This window comes from Paenibacillus sp. FSL H8-0332 (genome assembly GCF_037963835.1).
GTDB lineage: Bacteria > Bacillota > Bacilli > Paenibacillales > Paenibacillaceae > Paenibacillus_AQ > Paenibacillus_AQ rhizoplanae.
On sequence record NZ_CP150145.1, the window covers coordinates 2,613,127 to 2,630,615 of the forward strand.

A 17,489-nucleotide genomic window follows, 5' to 3' on the forward strand; every position below is an offset into this window, starting at 1 on the left:
TGGAAGGTGAACAAGCTGTGGCCTGGGGCTGCGGCTTTGTTTGCGTCTGCTTAGCATGGTAAAATATACGAATGGATACAATGATTCTTACATTCAGGAGGGCCTATGTACCGCAGAATTCATATTATGGGAGCTTCCGGGGCGGGAACGACGACCCTGGGCAAGGCGCTTGCGGAGAGGCTTCCGCATGTTCAATTGGATAGTGACGATTACTTTTGGGAGCAGAAGTACACGAAGCAAAGTGTTGTAGCAGAGCGTTTGAACAAATTGCAGGCGGATCTGGCGCGGCATGAGCCATGGATTCTGTCCGGTGCGGTTTGCGGCTGGGGGGATTCGCTGCGTGACACGTTCGACTTGGTGGTTTTCCTGTGGATTCCTGAGCAGGTTCGTCTGGAGCGGTTGCGGGCGAGGGAGTATGAACGTTACGGGGATGAGGGTCTGCCGGGCGGAGATAAATATGAGGATGTACAGGATTTTATGGCATGGGCCGCGCTGTATGATACGGCAGGACCGGAGGTCCGCAGCCGGACGCTGCATGAGGAATGGATGGCCGGGCTAAGCAGCGATCTTTTGCGGCTGGAAGGGGATTTTACAGTAGAGGAACGGGTGGAGGCAGTACTGCAATACATGTCCCGCTAGCTCTAATTCAACCTATGGGAAAAGGGGCTGACCGTGATTGAAGAAGATGCTACGTGCGCTGCTGCTTCCCGCAGTTCTGCTACTGCTGCTGACGTCCTGCAATACGGAAACGACCCATTTCAACTATACCTTCAAGGGCGAGGGTGACACCTGGTCGGGCGTTTATAAGCAGGAGGCCAGCCAGAAGCTGATTACTAGAGGGGACAAAGTAAGCAGTGAAAGCTCCAAACAATATACCTTCGATCTGAAATACAAGGGTAAGCAGTCCGATCTGGGGGAAATCAAGCAGTTCAAATATGGCTACAAAGGCTTCAGCGGCGGCGGCACCCGCACGGAGGAAGGTCCAGTACGCTGGGATATGCTGCATATGGGTGGATATGGAGAAGGAGCGTTTGAATATGAGGACTCCGTCATTAAAGTAACTGTGGAGTGGGACGGGAAGAGTGAGGAGTTTGAGTTGAAGAATGCGAAGTAGGGGGCATAACAAGCCATGGTAACCATAGAACAAATTGAAATCGTATCACTGGAAGCATTGAACACACTCTACGATGAATTAATGGGCGGACGGGCGGACCCGCTGAAGCTGGAGAATGCTTTTCGGACCATCCGGGAGGACGAGCGGTATGTGCTGCTGGGTGCTTTTGTAGACGGGGAATTGTTAGGCTCGCTGATGGGGATCGTCTGCCAGGACTTGGTGGGCGATTGCCGCCCGTTCATGGTCATTGAGAATGTGGTGGTGTCTTCGCGCGCACGGCGGCAAGGTCTCGGCAAGAAGCTGATGACCGCCATTGAAGCGATTGCCCACGAACGGGACTGTTATTATATCATTTTCGTATCGGGGGAGAAGCGGAAGGAAGCGCATATTTTCTATGAGGCGATGGGGTATAGGGAAGAGAAGGTCGAGGGATACCGCAAGCATCTCAGCTCGCATTAGGGTGGGGAAAACATATGATTCAGGGGAAACTTACAAGTGTAGGAAATCATAAGTTGTATTACAGTATTATGGGTGAAGACAAAGGCTTGCCTCCAGTAGTGTTGGAGCATGGCTGTGGTTCTTCCGCGTTGTTCTGGTCACTTGTTGCTCCTGAGGTTGCTAAGGTCACCCAAGTTATCGTATATGATCGTGCGGGCTATGGCTGGAGTGAGCCAGGACCGTTACCGCGTACCAATGAACAGTGCATATCTGAGCTGTATGAGCTGTTGCAGCAATCTGGAACGGAAGGTCCTTATCTATTGGTCGGTCATTCCTATGGCGGATTAAATGTAAGGCTGTTTGCCGGACGATATCCAGGGCTAGTGGCGGGAGTAGTGCTGGTAGATTCGATGCATGAGGATGAAGTTACAGCACGGTTTCCGGAAGAGCATGTGAAGGGGCAGCTTTTGGCGGCCAGGTTCTATCGGGCCCTGAATTTGCTGTCCAGAACTGGGTTGTTAAAGGTCTTGTCCGCATTGAGAAGCTTCCCCGGATTCTCTGCTACCATTAAGCCTTTTTCGAAGCAGACGCAAGCGCTGTTATGGAGATTATCCTTTCAAAAAAAGACTATAGCGGCCATGCACAGCGAGTTCGCTAATGTTCAGCCCGGCTATGAGCAGGTTAGGGAACTGAAGCAAACCGATATTCCATTGACCGTTATCAAATCGGAAATAGTCAATGACTTCTATCCGGGGACTTCGGAAGATACGAAGCGGATCATAAGAGAGAAACTGCGGGAGGTGGCAAATGAGCTTAAGCATTCCTCCACTAACGGTCAACTGGTTGAAGCACAGGGCAGCGGGCATAACATACATATCGAGAAACCGCAGGTTATTATCAATGCAATAGTGCAGATGCTTGGAATGCTTACCTGATTCATTTGATGAAGCATGGCTGTATCCCAATCTTTAATTATTGAATATTCGCAGTAGCTGGGACATTTAAGTTCCAGCTCTAATTGTACTTTGTACAATCAAAAGCCAAGAAACCATCGTATTTTTACCTTCTGTTGTAGTTCATACATCAGAATTTTGGAATTCGGCCTGAAATGAGCACTTTTGAGAAAATCTGTTGCAGCAAATACAGCAGAATGCATTCTGGAGGACGTTTCATCCTTGTCTGTTGTACAAAATGCAATTAGCCAAGTGTACCTTGATTCCTGCTAAAATCAGGTTAGCATGCGCCTCTCTTATACACTGTGCAGATGCAGACTTTACATGGATAATGAACAAAGACAAGAGCTGGGAAAGCTTCCCTGCTCTTATTTTTAGTTTGACCATCTCCATGATAGCGCTTTATAATCCGTTCATAGTGGCTAGGGCCAGAGGTCAAGACTACAGAAGGCGGGGGAGAATCATGAATCCAATATGCAAGGTGCTGATTGTGGACGATGAAATCCTGGTCCGGCAAGGGATTAAATATGTGCTGGACTGGGAACAGGAAGGATTTCAGATTGTGGGTGAAGCGGCCAACGGGCGGGAAGCGCTGAATTCGCTGCAGACCCTGCAGCCGCATATCATCATTACGGATATTGTCATGCCGGTGATGGATGGCGAGGAGTTAACCCGGCTGGTGAAGCGCGATTATCCGGCTACCGAGGTGATTGTGTTAAGCAGCTTCAGCGAGTTCCATTATGTGCGCTCGACGTTCCAGCATGGGGTGGCGGACTATATTCTGAAGCCGAAGCTGGAAGCCGGAGCCTTATTGCAGGTGTTAAAAAAGACCCGGGAACGCATCCCGGAACTCAGCGGCGGGGGACCGCAGGCGGAGACGGCAGCGCAGCCGCTGGATACCCTGCTCGGCCGGATGCTGGCCGGTTACCGGCTGCCGCCGGAGAGCGAAGCGGATGTGAAGCGGCAGCTGCCGCATAAGGGCTTCGCGCTGCTGGGCTGGGAGACCCTACAGCCGGTACCGGGCGGCGAAGCCCTTAACCGTAGCTCCGGTAACGCTGCCATGAACAATAGCGCCCTTAGCCTTAGCGGCAATCATGCGGCCATAAGCAGCAACGCCCGCACTGCATATGAGACGGCATCTGTCACCGTCACCACCACAATTACCGGAGAACTGGACCGGAGAGTTCCGGGACTTAAGCAGTGCGTTATTCCAGTCGCAGAGCCTTCGGGCACTACGTTCATGCTGATCAATCTGGAGGAAGCCCATGGGCCGCAGCTGCTGGAGGCTGTACACCAGTTAGCCGATACACTTGCCGGGCAGGAGGTGGAGCTGCGGCTGACGCTGAGCCGGACATTCAGTTCGCTGGGCGAACTGGCGGCCGTCCAGCAGGAGAACAATGAGAGACTACAGCAGTGCCGGTTTTTCCGGCCGGAGCAGACCCTGTTAATCCAGCCGGAACGTCCAGATCAGGAGACTGCGCTGCCCAAGTTCAACCTGACGCCCTTCACAGAACAACTGAAACGGCAGCAGCTGACGGAAGCGTTCGGTGACCTGCACCAGCATGTGGATGCGCTCAGCCGCCAGAATGACGGGGATGTGTATCAGTTCAAGTCCTTCCTGGGCAATATTATCTTCAATATTACGAATCAGTTCAGCCATCTGCAGGAGCTGGAGGAGGGGAAATACGGCCTGTTCCGGGCCATTGATGAAGCGGATACTGCCGAGCAGGCCATACGGATTCTGGATGATTACTTGAGCCGGATCATGAAGCTGACTTCATCGGCAGCGCCTGCACCGGGCGGCAATGCCAGTATGACGAAGCTGCTTCAGTACATAGAGGAGCATTATGCAGAGCCGTTAACCCTTACGGAGCTGGCCCGTCATTTTCATTTCAACCCTTCGTATCTGTCGAGCCTGTTCACGACCTACAATCACGAGGGCTTCAAGGAGCATCTCAACACGGTCCGCACGGGTAAGGCGGCAGAGCTGCTGCGGGCCGGGGAGGCACCCATAGCGGAGATTAGCAGTATGGTCGGATACGGGGACCACAGTTATTTTTGCAAAGTGTTCAAGAAATACAACGGCTTGTCCCCGAGCGGCTACCGGCGTCAGCATTACGGGCAGGAGTAGAGCGTATGCGCAGATACTGGGAGCGGTTCAAATTTCACAGCCTGTTCATCAAAATCTTCATCGTCATGCTGATCAGCATCATCGCCGTGGCCATCGCTTCCTCCTGGACGACCGTCCGCATGTCGGAGAAGCTGTTCATGAATACCTTCAGCATTACGAATTCCAAGGTCATCAGCCAGATTAAGGCGAGCTTTGAAGCTTTTCATTATTCGATTGTTACGGCTACCAATAATACCCAGCTAAGCGGCACGATTCGTTCCTTCCTGTCTGAGGAGGACTCAGACTCCCTGCGGATGCTGCGGACCTATTACAATATGACCACGCAGATGAAGAAGATTCAGTCCACTCTCGATGCCTACCAGGTCGGGATCAAAATCATGGGCAAAAACGGCCGCAGCTACTCCACCAATACGAACAATCTGCTAATGAGTGACCGGGAGCTGCAGCAGCACGAGCTGACACGGAATACGCTGGCTGAACCGAAACGGCTGATGTACCAGTTCTATGAGGAGACGGTGCAGAATTCGCCGCAGAAGGAAGCGGTGATCGTAGGCAGCAAAGCACTGATGGACCGGACGACCGGCGATATTTACGGAACGCTGTTTTTTACCATTCATGAAAAGGATTTCCGCTCCTTCTACGGGAGCTTTGTCAGTACCGGGAACGATGTGGTGATCCTCAATAAGCAGGGGATGATTGTGTCCAGCAACCGCAGTGATCTGATGGGCCAGCAGGCGGGGGATCTATTGCAGGTGGCGAGTGAGATTGAGGAGCAGGAGCTTGCGTACCAGAACATTGATTTCCAAGGCACTGATTCGATTCTGATTGCGGATTACCTGCCGTCTTACGATTTCTATATTGTGAACCTGATCGATAAGCAGACGGCGCTCGGCCAGATGGTCAACGGTAAAATGGTCGTACTCTTCTGCTCAGCCATCGTGGCCGTGGCCCTGATCGTGGTGTTCCTGATTTTCAGAAGGCTAACCCGGTCGCTCACACTGCTTACCCGGCAGATGTCCAAGATCACCGAGCGTAACTTCCACAATTACATTACGGTTACGGGGAGCTTTGAATTTCAGGAGCTGGGGCATGCCTATAACTATATGCTGGACGAGCTGAATGAATATGTCGAGAAGCTGGTGGAGACGCAGAAGGAGCAGCGGAATGCCGAGCTTGCGGCCTTGCAGCATCAGATTAACCCGCATTTTCTGTACAATACGCTGGCTTCGGTCAACTTCCTGGTGCAGCAGGGCAGTCAGGAGAAGGCGGTGCATACGATTCATGCCCTGATCTCGATGCTGCAGAATGCGCTGAGCGATGTCAGTGAGAGTATCACGGTGACGCAGGAGCTGGAGAATCTGAAATCCTATGTGTTCATCAACCATGTGCGGTACGGCGAACGGATCAGGGTGAATTTCTTCGTCTCCCCGGATTGTATGGACTGTCATCTGCCGAAGCTGATTATTCAGCCGTTCATTGAGAATGCCTTCTTCCATGCGTTTACGCGCAAAAGCGGCGGATATATCCATATCCTCATCTCCCAGGATGCCGGATCTCTGCTCTGTGAAGTGGTGGATAACGGGGATGGAATGGATACCGGAGCGGCTGATCTGCCTATGTCGAGCCTTGCGGGGAAGCGCCAGCTGTTCACTGGAATCGGCATCAAAAATGTGCATGACCGGCTGGTGCTGATGTACGGCGAAGAATATGGAGTCACCATTAAGAGTGCGCCGGGGGAGGGGACTGCGATCCGAATCCGCCTGCCGCTGATGAAGAAGTGAGATTATTACCATTTTCTAAAAAAAGAACAAACGACAAATAAGGTAACGCTTACAATCAGGCGATAAAATGACCAATCCCCATAAAGTAAGTTCTAACGGGTCCCCCGGAGCGGGTGATAAGATTACTTATGTAATAAATAAGCGCTTACATTCAAGCGAGATACAGTAAAGCGCATCAAAGGGGAGGCTTACCAATGAAAAAAGGATTTGCGTTAGTCCTGATTTGCCTGTTACTGCTTACGGCCTGCAGCTCGAACTCCGGGTCCAAGAATTCCGGCAATACTGCTGCGGATACGGGAAAGACAGAGAATACAGCAGCTACAGAGCCTGCACAGGCGAAGGAAATTACGATTTGGGCTTGGGACCCTGCATTCAACATCGCCGCGCTGGAAGTGGCCAAAGCAGAATATGCCAAGACGAACCCTGACGTAAAAATTAATATTGTGGAATATGCACAGGCGGATATCATCCAGAAGCTGAACACGGGGCTGAACTCCGGAACCACCAAAGGTCTGCCGAATATCGTGCTGATTGAAGACTACCGTTCCCAGAGCTTCCTGCAATCGTACAAGGATTCCTTCTACGATCTGAGCAGCTCGATTAAGGGCACCGACTTCGCGGATTACAAAAGCGGTCCTACCAGCCTGGACGGCAAGCAGTACGGGATTCCTTTTGACTCCGGCGTTACCGGCCTCTATCTCAGAACCGACTATCTGGAGCAGGCAGGCTACAAGCTGGCCGATCTGCAGGATATCGACTGGAAGAAATATATTGAAATCGGCAAAGCCGTGAAGGACAAAACCGGCAAAGCGCTGATTACACTGGACCCGAACGACCTCGGACTGATCCGGGTGATGATTCAATCCGCGGGCGAGTGGTACCTGAAGGAAGACGGTAAGACGCCTAATATTGCGGGAAATGCACCGCTTAAGGAAGCTTTTGAAACCTATAAGGAGCTGACCGAATCAAACGTAGCCAAGGTGCATGCAGACTGGAGCCAGTTCGTAGCCGCCCTGAACAGCGGCGATGTAGCATCCGTGCCGACAGGCAACTGGATCACCCCTTCGATTACGGCTGAAGCGTCACAATCCGGCAAGTGGGGCATCGCACCGCTTCCCAAGCTGACTGTGAACAAATCCGTTCATGCCTCGAACCTGGGCGGAAGCTCCTGGTATGTCATGAATGTGGATGGTAAGGAGACGGCAGCAGACTTCATGGCCAAGACCTTCGGCTCGAATGTGGAAATGTACCAGAAGCTGCTCACGGATATCGGTGTCATTGGCACCTTCAAAGCGGCTGCGGGCGGAGAAGCTTACAGCCAGGCCAATGAATTCTTCAGCGGCCAGAAGATTGTATCGGATTTCGCCGCCTGGACGGAGCAGATCCCAAGCGTTAATTACGGAATTAACACTTATGCAATTGAAGACATCCTGATTGTAGAGATGCAGAATTATCTGAACGGCAAGGATATTGACAGCGTGCTGAGCGATGCCCAGGCCCAGGCCGAGTCACAGATTAAATAGTTAGCTCTCATACAGTGACCTTGGGCGTGGCCTGCAGCTTCCGGGAGTTCAGGAGGCGGGCGGCGCCCGGGGTTTATTTTAAATGATAAGGAAAGGACTGGGCAGCTGTGCATCAAACAAATTCCAAACTTAGGTTCCGCACTAAAAGCGTGTTGACCGGATGGTCCTTCGTCCTGCTTGCGGTCATTCTGATCTTCGTCTTCTATTTCTATCCGATGCTTCAGGCACTTATTCTGTCGTTCCAGACGGGAACGGGCAGCAATCTTACATTTACCGGCTTCGATAACTATTCACGGCTTCTGTCTGACAAAACATTTATTGTATCGGTTAAGAACACCTTCATCTATCTGCTGGTTCAAGTGCCGCTGATGATTATCCTCGCGCTGTTTATCTCGGTGCTGCTGAATGACAGCAAGCTGAGATTTAAGGGGTTTTTCCGGACGGCGATCTTCCTGCCCTGTGTCACTTCACTGGTTGCGTATTCAGTGGTATTCAAGTATTTGTTCTCCGGCAATGGCCTGGTGAATACGATGCTGCTGAAGCTCCACCTGGTCAGTGCCCCGATTGAATGGATCACCGATCCGTTCTGGGCCAAAATCACCATTATCATAGCGATCACTTGGCGCTGGACGGGTTACAATATGATTTTTTACCTGTCAGCCCTGCAAAATATCGATCACTCCATCTACGAGGCCGCCCGGATTGACGGAGCTTCGGCTTCCCGCCAGTTCTTCGGAATTACGGTCCCGCTGCTGAAGCCGATCATCCTGTTCACCTCGATTACCTCAACCATCGGGACGCTGCAATTGTTCGACGAGGTCATGAATATCACGAAGGGCGGCCCGGGCAACGCGACCCAGACGATCTCCCAGTACATCTACAATTTGTCGTTCAAATATGCAGCAGACTTCGGCTATGCAGCCACCGTATCGTATTCGATCGTCATTATGATCGCGCTGCTGTCGTTCATCCAGTTCAAAGTGGCAGGTGATAAGAATGGCTAAAAGTAAACGTTTCTTCATGTACCTATTCTTGAGCATCGCGGCCATCGTCTCGATCTTTCCATTCCTGTGGATGGTGGTCAGCTCCACGAATAAATCGGTGGATGTCACCCGCGGGCGGCTGCTGCCGGGTACCCATCTGCTGGAGAATCTGCGCAAGCTGCTGGACACCACGGACCTGCAGTTATCCCTGATGAATTCAGCGAAAATCTCCATAACCACCACGCTGCTGGCGCTGCTGATTGCCTCGCTGGCCGGCTACGGCTTCGAGGTTTTCCGCAGCCGCTCGAAGGATATCGTATTCAACATTCTGCTGCTGTCGATGATGATTCCGTTCGCCGCGCTGATGATCCCGCTGTACCGGATGTTCGGCCAGATCTCGAACGTCTTCCCCTGGATGGGCATCGATACGATGACCTCGGTCATTCTGCCTACCGTGACTACCGCGTTCCTGATCTTCTTTTTCCGCCAGAGTACGAAGATGTTCCCGAAGGAGCTGCTGGAGGCTGGCCGGATGGATGGGCTTAGCGAGCTGGGCATCTTCCTGCGCATCTACCTGCCGACCATGAAGACGACTTACGCCGCCGGAGCGATCATTACGTTCATGTCGAGCTGGAACAACTATCTCTGGCCGCTGATCGTATTGCAGACCCCGCAGACCAAGACCATGCCGCTGCTCATCTCCACCCTTGGCTCGGGCTACGCCCCGGACTACGGGATGATTATGATCGCGATTGTAATCGGCACGATTCCTACTGCGCTGGTGTTTTTCGTGATGCAGAAGCAGTTTGTGGCTGGGATGATTGGGTCGGTTAAATGAACAGGAGCTGCCGTGAGTTTGGGAGTAGTCGTGGCTCCGGGGATTGTTTGGACTTTCGGCCGCTGTTAGATTTGGATTTCCTGATTTAGGCCGCATAGTCTGCGGCAGAAATCCAAATCTAAAGGCGGTCGCTACCGCTCCTACAGTTCCGAACATCCCCTCCGCCACTCCTCCCAAATGGGGGGAAGCTCAAGTTCACTTATTGTGGGGGGAGGCAGGGGGGGAAGGCAAGAGCTCCCTTGCAGAAGTACTTCTAAAGACAAAAAGAGCGCGGTGACCGGACATTCCGGACACCGCGCTTTTCCATAACTATTCCCCGACTCTATACCATAGTTCACAATATTCATAGCCATCTGCGCTTGTACCATACATCTCGAAATTACCGCCATCTAGAATCGTATAAGTTGAGGTTGGCAGCCATTCCGAGAAGATCCGGTTCTTCAAAGACCGCAAATCATACTTGCCGCTGCCGTTCCCATCATGGAGTGTTGAGAAAACGGCCCACGTAGCTGCGGGAACATCAACCACCGTGTATCCGTTCACTTGGCTGCCTGGCGCTTTGTAGCACCCGATTAGATAAGGGAAGGTCGAGTTGCTTGTGAATGTATAGGCATCGAATGCAAAGACCGCTCCAAGTTCCTTGCTGAAATTGCCTTCGTCTCTCCAAGCCCCGCTTACTGACTGGGCTAAACGTTCCAACTCTCCATTCTTGCAGATATTTTGCCAAACCTCCGGGATCGTTACGCCCGTTTCATTCGCAATAGTGTCGTAGTGGTAGATATCCTCCAGCCCATACACTTGAAAAGCATCCCGGTGCTCCATCCGGTAGTTCATTCCGGTCACTCCCTTTAAGATGATTTGAAAGGAGATGCGGGGATAGGCTCTTAACTCACTTCCGGCATTGCGCGCTAATGTAGGCGTCATTCCATGCAGATTGTGAAATGCCCGGGAGAAGGCTTCCGGTGATTCATATCTGTACTTCAAGGCTATGTTCATCACAGTGTTCTGTCTGTTCTTCAAATCGAATGCAGCCAGCGTCAGCCTTCTGCGCCTGATATATTCTGATAAGGGAACATTAAGTACAAATGAGAACATGCGTTGAAACTGGTAAACCGAACATAAGGCAATTTTAGCGATTTGATCGTAATCAATATCTTGTTCTAAGTTATCTTCAATATAACCGATCGCCCGATTCATTCGCTCCAGCCACTCCACCGCAATCCCTCCTTTCGTAAGAAGCATATCACCCGGTAGTTACCGTAGCCTGATTATCCGTGCAGCATATTGTCAGGTGGCGATCATAGCAGCAGACTCATAATTTGCAAGCATGGCACAAATATCTTGGGCGAACTTCCAGTTCGAATGGTACTCACCGACAGAAAGAGGGAGCATCAGAAGTTCAGCGGCGTCATTTCTTTTTAGACGGTCCTTTATCTTCTCGCTGGAGAGATTATTGAGAGGTGATTGCATTAACTTCACTCTAATTATAAATATATCAAGGAAGTATTCAAACTGCTTCTACATGTTCAACCAGAGAAAGGTCATGTCACGAAATGACACTGCATCCCTGTGCAGTTTGTTAGATTTTAGTAGAGAGGCGCAACTGATACAGAGATTTGGAGTAATAAGAAAGATGGTAAAAATATATGAAATAGAGGAAAAGAGAGGATGTTCGAAATGAATACAGGTAAAAAGGTGTTGACAGCCTTACTGGCTGCGGGATTGAGCTTCGCCATGTTGACGGGTGTGAATCCGGGGAAGGTAGAGGCGGCGGCGAAGAAATACCCTGCACTTCTGAAAATCAACGATTATTATGTGCTCTATACAGCACCAAAGGCGCCATATGTGGATGCCAACTACCGGACGATGATCCCGCTTCGCTCCATTAGCGAGCTGATGGGGGCGAAGGTCAGCTATGATGCCAAGGCTAGAACGGCTGCCATCGAAAAGGATAGTGTAACGGTTAAGTTCACCATTGGTTCCAAATCGGTTTCGGTTAACGGGGTTGCCGGGTCGATGGACACGGTTCCGGTGATGGAGCAGAATTCGATGTTCATTCCCGTCAGTGTGCTCGCCGGACGTCTGGGCATTGTGAGCAAATGGGATCAGGCGAATCAGCTCTACACGCTGACGGGTGAAACCCTGATGCAGACGGATATGATTAAATATACATTGGAGGATATGGAAGGAGGACCATTTACAGCTCCCCCGGGAAAGATTATCAGTAACGATGCCTTCCGGCCAGTCTCGTACACCTATGATCCCGGGAAAGGCAGCTTTACAGTGAAGGCGAAGAATATAACCGGAAAGGATATTCCGGCTGGGGCAGCGGATGTAGCAGCTTATATCCTATATGATGATACGCTTCAGTTCCCGCCGCAGGAGCGTGTAAGACCAGCTGTCCGCAAGGAGGGTACTCTTGAGGTTACCGTTAAGACCGAAACGCCGAGTACCCCTGCTTATTTACTTGTAAAAGGTCGGCTGCTCGACCGCTCCGAGAATTAATTTCAATTTTGAATCAGAGGTGAATCCGGTTGAGGGACATGCTAGCGATCAAAAAGGCTGTAAGTACGCTCAGGGATGAGGAAGTGAAGCTGCATCTGATGCAGCTTCTGGCGGGAATTGGCGAGTTGAAGGAGCAGAGCGAACTGCTGGAGAGTGCGCTGGAGGAGCATATGGCGGAGCCGGTTGCCAGATTGATTGACCAGTACTCATCGCTGATGAGTCTTCCGGCAGAGCGGGCATTCTGGGACCCTGCTCCTGACAGCACTCATGTTCACATCCTCTGCGGCGACTCCTTCGGGGGCAGCATGAAGCAGGCAATGAAAGGACTAGGCTGGACAGATACCCATAAGCTGATTATCCTGCGGGAGAATTATGCTATAGGTCCGCTGAATCAGTTGGATACGTCAGTGGGGAGGAAGCTCCGTAGCGACTGGTTCCGCCAGCATATCCATGAATACTTTACGGTCTCTGATGAATGTGAAAGAGAGTATACTGAGTTGCTGGACAACCTGGAGCAGATTCCTGAACAGGGCAAAATTGTAATATGGACCGGGAGTAATGCATCCGAGCAGGCGGGGCTGCGTCTTGCGGTCCATCTGCTAGGGAACAGACAGAATGAGCTCATAGTGATGGATGCCGGGGCTATCTGTGAGGAGCTGTTCAACCGACCGGATGCCTTCATTAACTACTGTCATTCCGGTGAGATTCCGTCAGACAAGCTCCGGGAAGCACTTCTGCGAATTGATGAGGGCAGCAGGCTGGGTGCTGCGGATATCGCGCGGCTATCTCAGGAATGGAAGGAGATATCCAGGCAGTCCGGCGCTCTGCGGATTTGGCAGGAGGATACCCTGCTGGAGGTGCCCGCTGAGTATTATGACAGCTATCTGCTGGAGAAGCTGGACTCGCTTCAGCCGCCGCCAGGGGATGATGGATTCCTGAAATCAGCCCGGCTGGTCGGTGAGGCGCTCGGATACTGTGAGCAATATGTCGGTGATGCTTATTTTGAGCACAGGGTGAGAGAACTGATCTATAGCGGGGTGCTGGAGATTAAGGGCGTTCCCACAGCGATGAGATTCTATAGCATCCGGCGCAGAAAAGGGTAAGGTATATAGAAGCACTAAAGAATTTAACAAAAAGCAAAAAGAAGCGGAGGGGAAATTTGGAACTGTAGGAGCGATAGCGTCCGCCTTTGTGTTTGGATTTCCACCGCTAATAGCGGTTTAAATCAAGAAATCCAAACACAACAGCGGCCGGAGGGCCAAATGTTCACCGCAGTGACGGTCAAGCTTGGAGTTCTAGTTTTAGTGTACGAGACAAAAGGAGGCCAATCATGCAAACCTTATTTCGTTATAACTGGCAGGTCCGCGAGGAATGGTATCAATGGTGCGGGGAACTGCCGGAAGAAGAACTGGTGAAGACACGCATTGGCGGGGTGGGCGGAATCCTGCAGACGCTGGTGCATATAGTGGATGTGGAATTAAGCTGGGTGCGGGATATGGAAGGTAAGCCGGATATCCGTTTAGACTTCACGGAGTACAATACTTTGCAGAAAATCAGAGAGGTAGATGCGCGCTTCCGGCCGGAGGTGGAGTCCTTCGTAGTGGCCTGGAATGAGGGATTGGAACGGAGGATTCTAAGGGAGGATGGGCCGGATGGGCAGGTTATCCAGCATAGGTGGGGCGAAGTGATGCGCCATGTTGCCGCGCATGAGATCCATCACATCGGCCAGCTCTCCATCTGGTCAAGGGAACTCGGCCGTAAGCCGGTCTCCCCTAATCTGGTCCGCAAAGGTCTGGCTACGTATTTACCCGGTACAGAATAAAGGAGGCTGTGTGTCCTAATATAGTCTGCGGTGTAGCAAGCCTCCCCCGACCTTCTAATTCATATCTACAGCTCCGGCGGAAACCACAGATGGCGCAGATCGACCCAGCCCTGGCTGTTGAAGGTCACTCCGCGCACTGAGGGCAGATAGGCGGTCTCGGCAGGCCGTTCGTACAGAATATGCAGCTGGTGGTCACGGGTTAGAGTATCCTCGATCACCCGGAAGCCTTCCGCCCGAACGGCGGCGTCAGGCTCCCGCGAGATCTGGCGCAGCCTGCCCTCAATGCCCGCACGGGTGCGTGGTTCGATATGCTGCGAGAGGGTCAGGTACAGGTCGTACAGCCGGAGCTGTTCGTCCTGGTCGCGGAGCAGCGAGAAGACGATCAGGTCGGACTTCAGGCGGATCGGGCCTTTGAATTCCTCCGGCGACACGGAAAATACCTTGCAGGAATATCCATGCTGCGTTAGTCTTGCGGCGATGTATTCGGCATCCCCGGCATACTGCGGGATCGTGGCAATCTGCAAGACTTCAGCCGGAGACGCTGCGAAGTGCCGGAAGGGCACTCTCGGAGCTTCATGCAGACAGGACAGCAGTTCAGCACGGAGAAGGGGATCGCTTAGCGGTCCCTTTTTCTTCGTGTTGCAGGTTACGAATTTGCGGACATAGGACTCAGAGTGGATTCTGCTTAGAGAGTCTGCGCCCGCTGTAGACGGATTCGGGATGACATGGAAGGCAGAGCCGGTCTCTGAGGACTCCCGGTCCAGGCTCCACGGGACATAGATAATCTCCACACGGTCCAGATGGGCCCGGCCCTGGAAGTAATAAGGGAACACCTCCAGCACACAGGTATCCTCATTCATCTCCACAACCTTGAACGGACCGGTGCCCGCCGGCCTGCGTCCAAACAGATTCTCTCCAATGGACTCCAGATCGCGGGGCACAATCGCCGCCCGGCTGGTGCAGAGGAAGGGAAGGAAGAGTTCGTTCGGCTTTTTCAGCAGAATGCGGACAGTCGAGGCGTTCAAGGCCTGGACCTCCTGAATCTCCTTGACAATATAGCTGTACAACATGCGCTGTGAGGTAGACATCATCCGTTCAAACGAGTAAACGACGTCCTCGGCGGTCAGTACCTTACCATGATGGAACAAGACCTCCTTCCGCAGGTGAAAAGTCCAGGCTGTCCGGCTCCCGTCTGTCTCCCAGGCATGGGCCAGGCCGGGGATCACCTTGCCGCGTTCACCGCTGCGGCCGACCAGCCCGTCAAAAACATGGCTCGAGACAAACGACTCCGCCAGCAAATTCATATAGAGCGGATCGAAGGTATGGAGCTGCTGGGTGACCGGCAGCCGCAGCGTATCGATCCGCTTGTCGCTGTGCACCTCGGCATGATGCCCGAAGTAAGCGAGCAGCCAGCCTTGCAGTGTGTCCTGCAGCGATGAGGTGCGGGCATGTCCGCGGATGCCCTCCAGCGCACTGCTGATATCCTTGCTGCTTATCGCCTGCTTCATGGATTCCAGGGCAATGTCCTCGGCCGCCGCGAGGAACACGAGCTTGGAGCGCCGCCCCCGCCCCCGGCTGGGGGTCCAGGTGATCCAGCCGAGATCGGCCATTTTGCGGATTACATGCAGTGCATTGCGGTGGGTACAGCCAAGGGTCAAGGCCAGCTCGTCCAGGGTGACAGAGATCTCGGCCGGACCTCCATGCTGCGAATGCAGCTTCAGGAATTGACTGTGCAGCTTCATTTGGGACTTTCTCCTCCTGCCTAATTTATAAAATAGGAAATTAATAATAATATATTTCTCTTTTTCTTCTTATTTTATCAGCTAGAATTAGGATATGACAGTAAAAAGATGGGGGAATCTACCATGGATGAACAAACGGTATCCAAACCGGGGCTTGGGCGTATAGCCTTATTGGCCGCATTTCTGCTTGCGGTTGTGCATCAGTACCTGTTCTACGGCAAAATGCCGGGGATCTCATACCCGATTTTTGTGGTCTTATTTTATGCTTTTATGCTCTATTTCGCCAAGGAGCAGCTGCGCAAGCAGACCTGGTTCAGCTATGTTTGGATGGTGTCCATATTTCTGTTGTCCCTGACCTATATGCTGTTTGGCAACTGGTTTTTCTTTGCGCTTAATATCGTTGTTATTCCGGTGCTTATTTTACTACATATGACGTATATGCTTAGTTACCGCAAGCCCGCCTGGAGCGGATTCGCACTGATCGGCGCGGCGCTTGAGCATCTGTTCCCGCAAAGTCTGCGCAACTGGTCGACGGCACTGAGGCTGCTGCGCCGGGGCAAGGGCGGGATGGCGAATGAACGCAAACAGGTATTGATGCGGGTGCTGATCGGCCTGCTGATTTCCGTACCGCTGCTGCTGATTGTGATCTCGCTGCTCTCTACGGCGGACGGAGTGTTCGGTCAGCTGCTGGAAGCACTCCCGGGGATTTTTGACAATATTTCACTGGGGGACTGGATCTTCCGGGGCTTGTGGGTTCTGCTGCTCGGGCTGGGCATGTTCGGCTTCGTCTGGGGGTTCGTACAGAGTAAATCCTATATCCGCACTCCTCTGGTCAGTGAGTTTGATGCGATGGGACAGAAGCTGGAGGCAGCTGAAGCAGGGGAGGAGGGTATCGGTCTTGATGATCCGGTCATTATCACTACCGTGCTGACTGCAATTAATGCGGTGTACATGCTATTTGTGAGTGTCCAGTTCTCGTATCTGTTCGGGGCCTGGGACGGAATTCTGCCGGAGAACAGCACGTATGCGGACTATGCGCGGAGCGGTTTTCTGGAGCTGATTCTGGTCACATCCATTAACTTCGCAATCTTGCTGCTGTCCTTATTGGCAGTGCGCAAAGCGGGCGGTATCCTGAAGCGGGTGATCCAGCTCCTGCTGTACATTCTGGTTCTTTGCTCCATGGTCATGCTGTATTCTGCATACTCGCGGCTGACTCTATATGAAGAAGCGTACGGTTACACCTACATCCGGTTCCTGGTTCATGCCTTCATGATCTTCCTTGGATTGCTGCTGGTGCTGGCGGCCGTGCGGATTAGCCGTGAACCCTTCCCGCTTCTAAAATGTTACATTGTGCTCGGACTGCTCTCCTATGTGCTGATGAACTATATAGGGATGGATCATATTATTGCGAAGCAGAATATCCAGCGTTATGAAGCAAGCGGCACACTGGATGCCGGTTACTTGGCCGGGCTCTCCGCAGATGTGGTTCCAGAGCTGATCGGGTTCAGCAAGCAGGAGAAGGGGATTCTGGACGAGGCGCTGCGCAGCAGACTGTCTGAACGCGCTCAGCCTAAGCAGAGCTGGCCGTCTTTCAATCTGGCGAATCACCGGGAGCGTAGAGCGCTTGCGGAATATTTTGCAGGAGGCACGTTAGACTAA

At 52.3% G+C, this 17,489-nt stretch carries 16 protein-coding genes; 13 read left to right on the forward strand and 3 right to left on the reverse strand.

Going from position 1 to position 17,489, the window contains the following annotated elements:
* Positions 1 to 105 precede the first annotated feature (105 nt).
* The 9 genes from NST43_RS11105 (at position 106) to NST43_RS11145 (ending at position 9,761) form a co-directional block, all read left to right on the forward strand.
* On the forward strand, positions 106 to 639 hold the full coding sequence (locus tag NST43_RS11105) for an AAA family ATPase (RefSeq protein ID WP_339224432.1): 534 nt from the start codon (positions 106 to 108) through the stop codon (positions 637 to 639).
* Positions 640 to 676: 37 nt separating this feature from the next.
* Entirely contained in the window at positions 677 to 1,114 is a 438-nt protein-coding gene (locus NST43_RS11110) for a hypothetical protein (RefSeq protein WP_339224434.1), read from the forward strand.
* Between the two features lie 15 nt (positions 1,115 to 1,129).
* Positions 1,130 to 1,573: a GNAT family N-acetyltransferase gene (locus NST43_RS11115; RefSeq protein ID WP_209992265.1), complete on the forward strand. Its 444-nt coding sequence runs from the start codon at positions 1,130 to 1,132 to the stop codon at positions 1,571 to 1,573.
* 53 nt (positions 1,574 to 1,626) lie between these two features.
* The gene (locus NST43_RS11120; RefSeq protein ID WP_339224436.1) at positions 1,627 to 2,487 is read left to right on the forward strand and encodes an alpha/beta hydrolase; all 861 of its coding nucleotides are present in this window, start codon (positions 1,627 to 1,629) and stop codon (positions 2,485 to 2,487) included.
* Between the two features lie 481 nt (positions 2,488 to 2,968).
* Entirely contained in the window at positions 2,969 to 4,636 is a 1,668-nt protein-coding gene (locus NST43_RS11125; protein ID WP_339224437.1) for a response regulator transcription factor, read from the forward strand.
* A 5-nt stretch (positions 4,637 to 4,641) separates the two neighbouring features.
* The gene (locus NST43_RS11130) at positions 4,642 to 6,417 is read left to right on the forward strand and encodes a sensor histidine kinase (RefSeq protein WP_339224439.1); all 1,776 of its coding nucleotides are present in this window, start codon (positions 4,642 to 4,644) and stop codon (positions 6,415 to 6,417) included.
* 194 nt (positions 6,418 to 6,611) lie between these two features.
* Positions 6,612 to 7,940, forward strand: a complete 1,329-nt coding sequence (locus NST43_RS11135) for an extracellular solute-binding protein (RefSeq protein ID WP_339224441.1) — start codon at positions 6,612 to 6,614, stop codon at positions 7,938 to 7,940.
* Between the two features lie 107 nt (positions 7,941 to 8,047).
* The gene (locus NST43_RS11140) at positions 8,048 to 8,944 is read left to right on the forward strand and encodes a sugar ABC transporter permease (protein WP_209992261.1); all 897 of its coding nucleotides are present in this window, start codon (positions 8,048 to 8,050) and stop codon (positions 8,942 to 8,944) included.
* Entirely contained in the window at positions 8,937 to 9,761 is an 825-nt protein-coding gene (locus NST43_RS11145) for a carbohydrate ABC transporter permease (RefSeq protein ID WP_339224443.1), read from the forward strand. Before NST43_RS11140 ends, NST43_RS11145 begins: the two co-directional genes overlap by 8 nt.
* A 309-nt stretch (positions 9,762 to 10,070) precedes the next feature.
* On the opposite strand, the gene NST43_RS11150 is transcribed toward NST43_RS11145, so the two are convergent.
* Positions 10,071 to 11,003, reverse strand: a complete 933-nt coding sequence (locus tag NST43_RS11150; RefSeq protein ID WP_339224446.1) for a helix-turn-helix domain-containing protein — start codon at positions 11,001 to 11,003, stop codon at positions 10,071 to 10,073.
* Between the two features lie 45 nt (positions 11,004 to 11,048).
* Positions 11,049 to 11,240 carry a hypothetical protein gene (locus tag NST43_RS11155; protein ID WP_339224447.1) on the reverse strand — a complete coding sequence of 64 codons (192 nt, stop codon included), beginning with the start codon at positions 11,238 to 11,240 and terminating at the stop codon, positions 11,049 to 11,051.
* 198 nt (positions 11,241 to 11,438) lie between these two features.
* Here NST43_RS11155 and NST43_RS11160 point away from each other — a divergent pair, with 198 nt between their 5' ends.
* The 3 genes from NST43_RS11160 (at position 11,439) to NST43_RS11170 (ending at position 14,088) form a co-directional block, all read left to right on the forward strand.
* Complete coding sequence (locus NST43_RS11160) at positions 11,439 to 12,266, forward strand: copper amine oxidase N-terminal domain-containing protein (RefSeq protein ID WP_339224448.1); 828 nt, start codon at positions 11,439 to 11,441, stop codon at positions 12,264 to 12,266.
* Positions 12,267 to 12,304: 38 nt separating this feature from the next.
* Positions 12,305 to 13,369, forward strand: coding sequence for a DUF1835 domain-containing protein (locus tag NST43_RS11165; protein WP_339225393.1), 1,065 nt, complete (start codon positions 12,305 to 12,307; stop codon positions 13,367 to 13,369).
* A 227-nt stretch (positions 13,370 to 13,596) separates the two neighbouring features.
* Positions 13,597 to 14,088, forward strand: coding sequence for a DinB family protein (locus NST43_RS11170; RefSeq protein ID WP_339224450.1), 492 nt, complete (start codon positions 13,597 to 13,599; stop codon positions 14,086 to 14,088).
* Positions 14,089 to 14,153: 65 nt separating this feature from the next.
* Here the strand turns inward: NST43_RS11170 and NST43_RS11175 are convergent, their stop codons facing one another.
* Positions 14,154 to 15,830, reverse strand: coding sequence for an ABC transporter substrate-binding protein (locus tag NST43_RS11175; RefSeq protein ID WP_339224452.1), 1,677 nt, complete (start codon positions 15,828 to 15,830; stop codon positions 14,154 to 14,156).
* Positions 15,831 to 15,953: 123 nt separating this feature from the next.
* Between NST43_RS11175 and NST43_RS11180 the strand changes: the two genes are divergently transcribed.
* Positions 15,954 to 17,489, forward strand: a complete 1,536-nt coding sequence (locus tag NST43_RS11180; protein ID WP_339224454.1) for a DUF4173 domain-containing protein — start codon at positions 15,954 to 15,956, stop codon at positions 17,487 to 17,489.

Coding starts and splice junctions, on each gene's coding strand:
- NST43_RS11105 (WP_339224432.1), top strand. CDS start 106: ATGTACCGCAGAATTCATATTATGGGAGCTTCCGGGGCGGGAACGACG.
- NST43_RS11115 (WP_209992265.1), top strand. CDS start 1,130: ATGGTAACCATAGAACAAATTGAAATCGTATCACTGGAAGCATTGAAC.
- NST43_RS11125 (WP_339224437.1), top strand. CDS start 2,969: ATGAATCCAATATGCAAGGTGCTGATTGTGGACGATGAAATCCTGGTC.
- NST43_RS11130 (WP_339224439.1), top strand. CDS start 4,642: ATGCGCAGATACTGGGAGCGGTTCAAATTTCACAGCCTGTTCATCAAA.
- NST43_RS11135 (WP_339224441.1), top strand. CDS start 6,612: ATGAAAAAAGGATTTGCGTTAGTCCTGATTTGCCTGTTACTGCTTACG.
- NST43_RS11145 (WP_339224443.1), top strand. CDS start 8,937: ATGGCTAAAAGTAAACGTTTCTTCATGTACCTATTCTTGAGCATCGCG.
- NST43_RS11150 (WP_339224446.1), bottom strand. CDS start 11,003: ATGCTTCTTACGAAAGGAGGGATTGCGGTGGAGTGGCTGGAGCGAATG.
- NST43_RS11160 (WP_339224448.1), top strand. CDS start 11,439: ATGAATACAGGTAAAAAGGTGTTGACAGCCTTACTGGCTGCGGGATTG.
- NST43_RS11165 (WP_339225393.1), top strand. CDS start 12,305: ATGCTAGCGATCAAAAAGGCTGTAAGTACGCTCAGGGATGAGGAAGTG.
- NST43_RS11170 (WP_339224450.1), top strand. CDS start 13,597: ATGCAAACCTTATTTCGTTATAACTGGCAGGTCCGCGAGGAATGGTAT.
- NST43_RS11175 (WP_339224452.1), bottom strand. CDS start 15,830: ATGAAGCTGCACAGTCAATTCCTGAAGCTGCATTCGCAGCATGGAGGT.
- NST43_RS11180 (WP_339224454.1), top strand. CDS start 15,954: ATGGATGAACAAACGGTATCCAAACCGGGGCTTGGGCGTATAGCCTTA.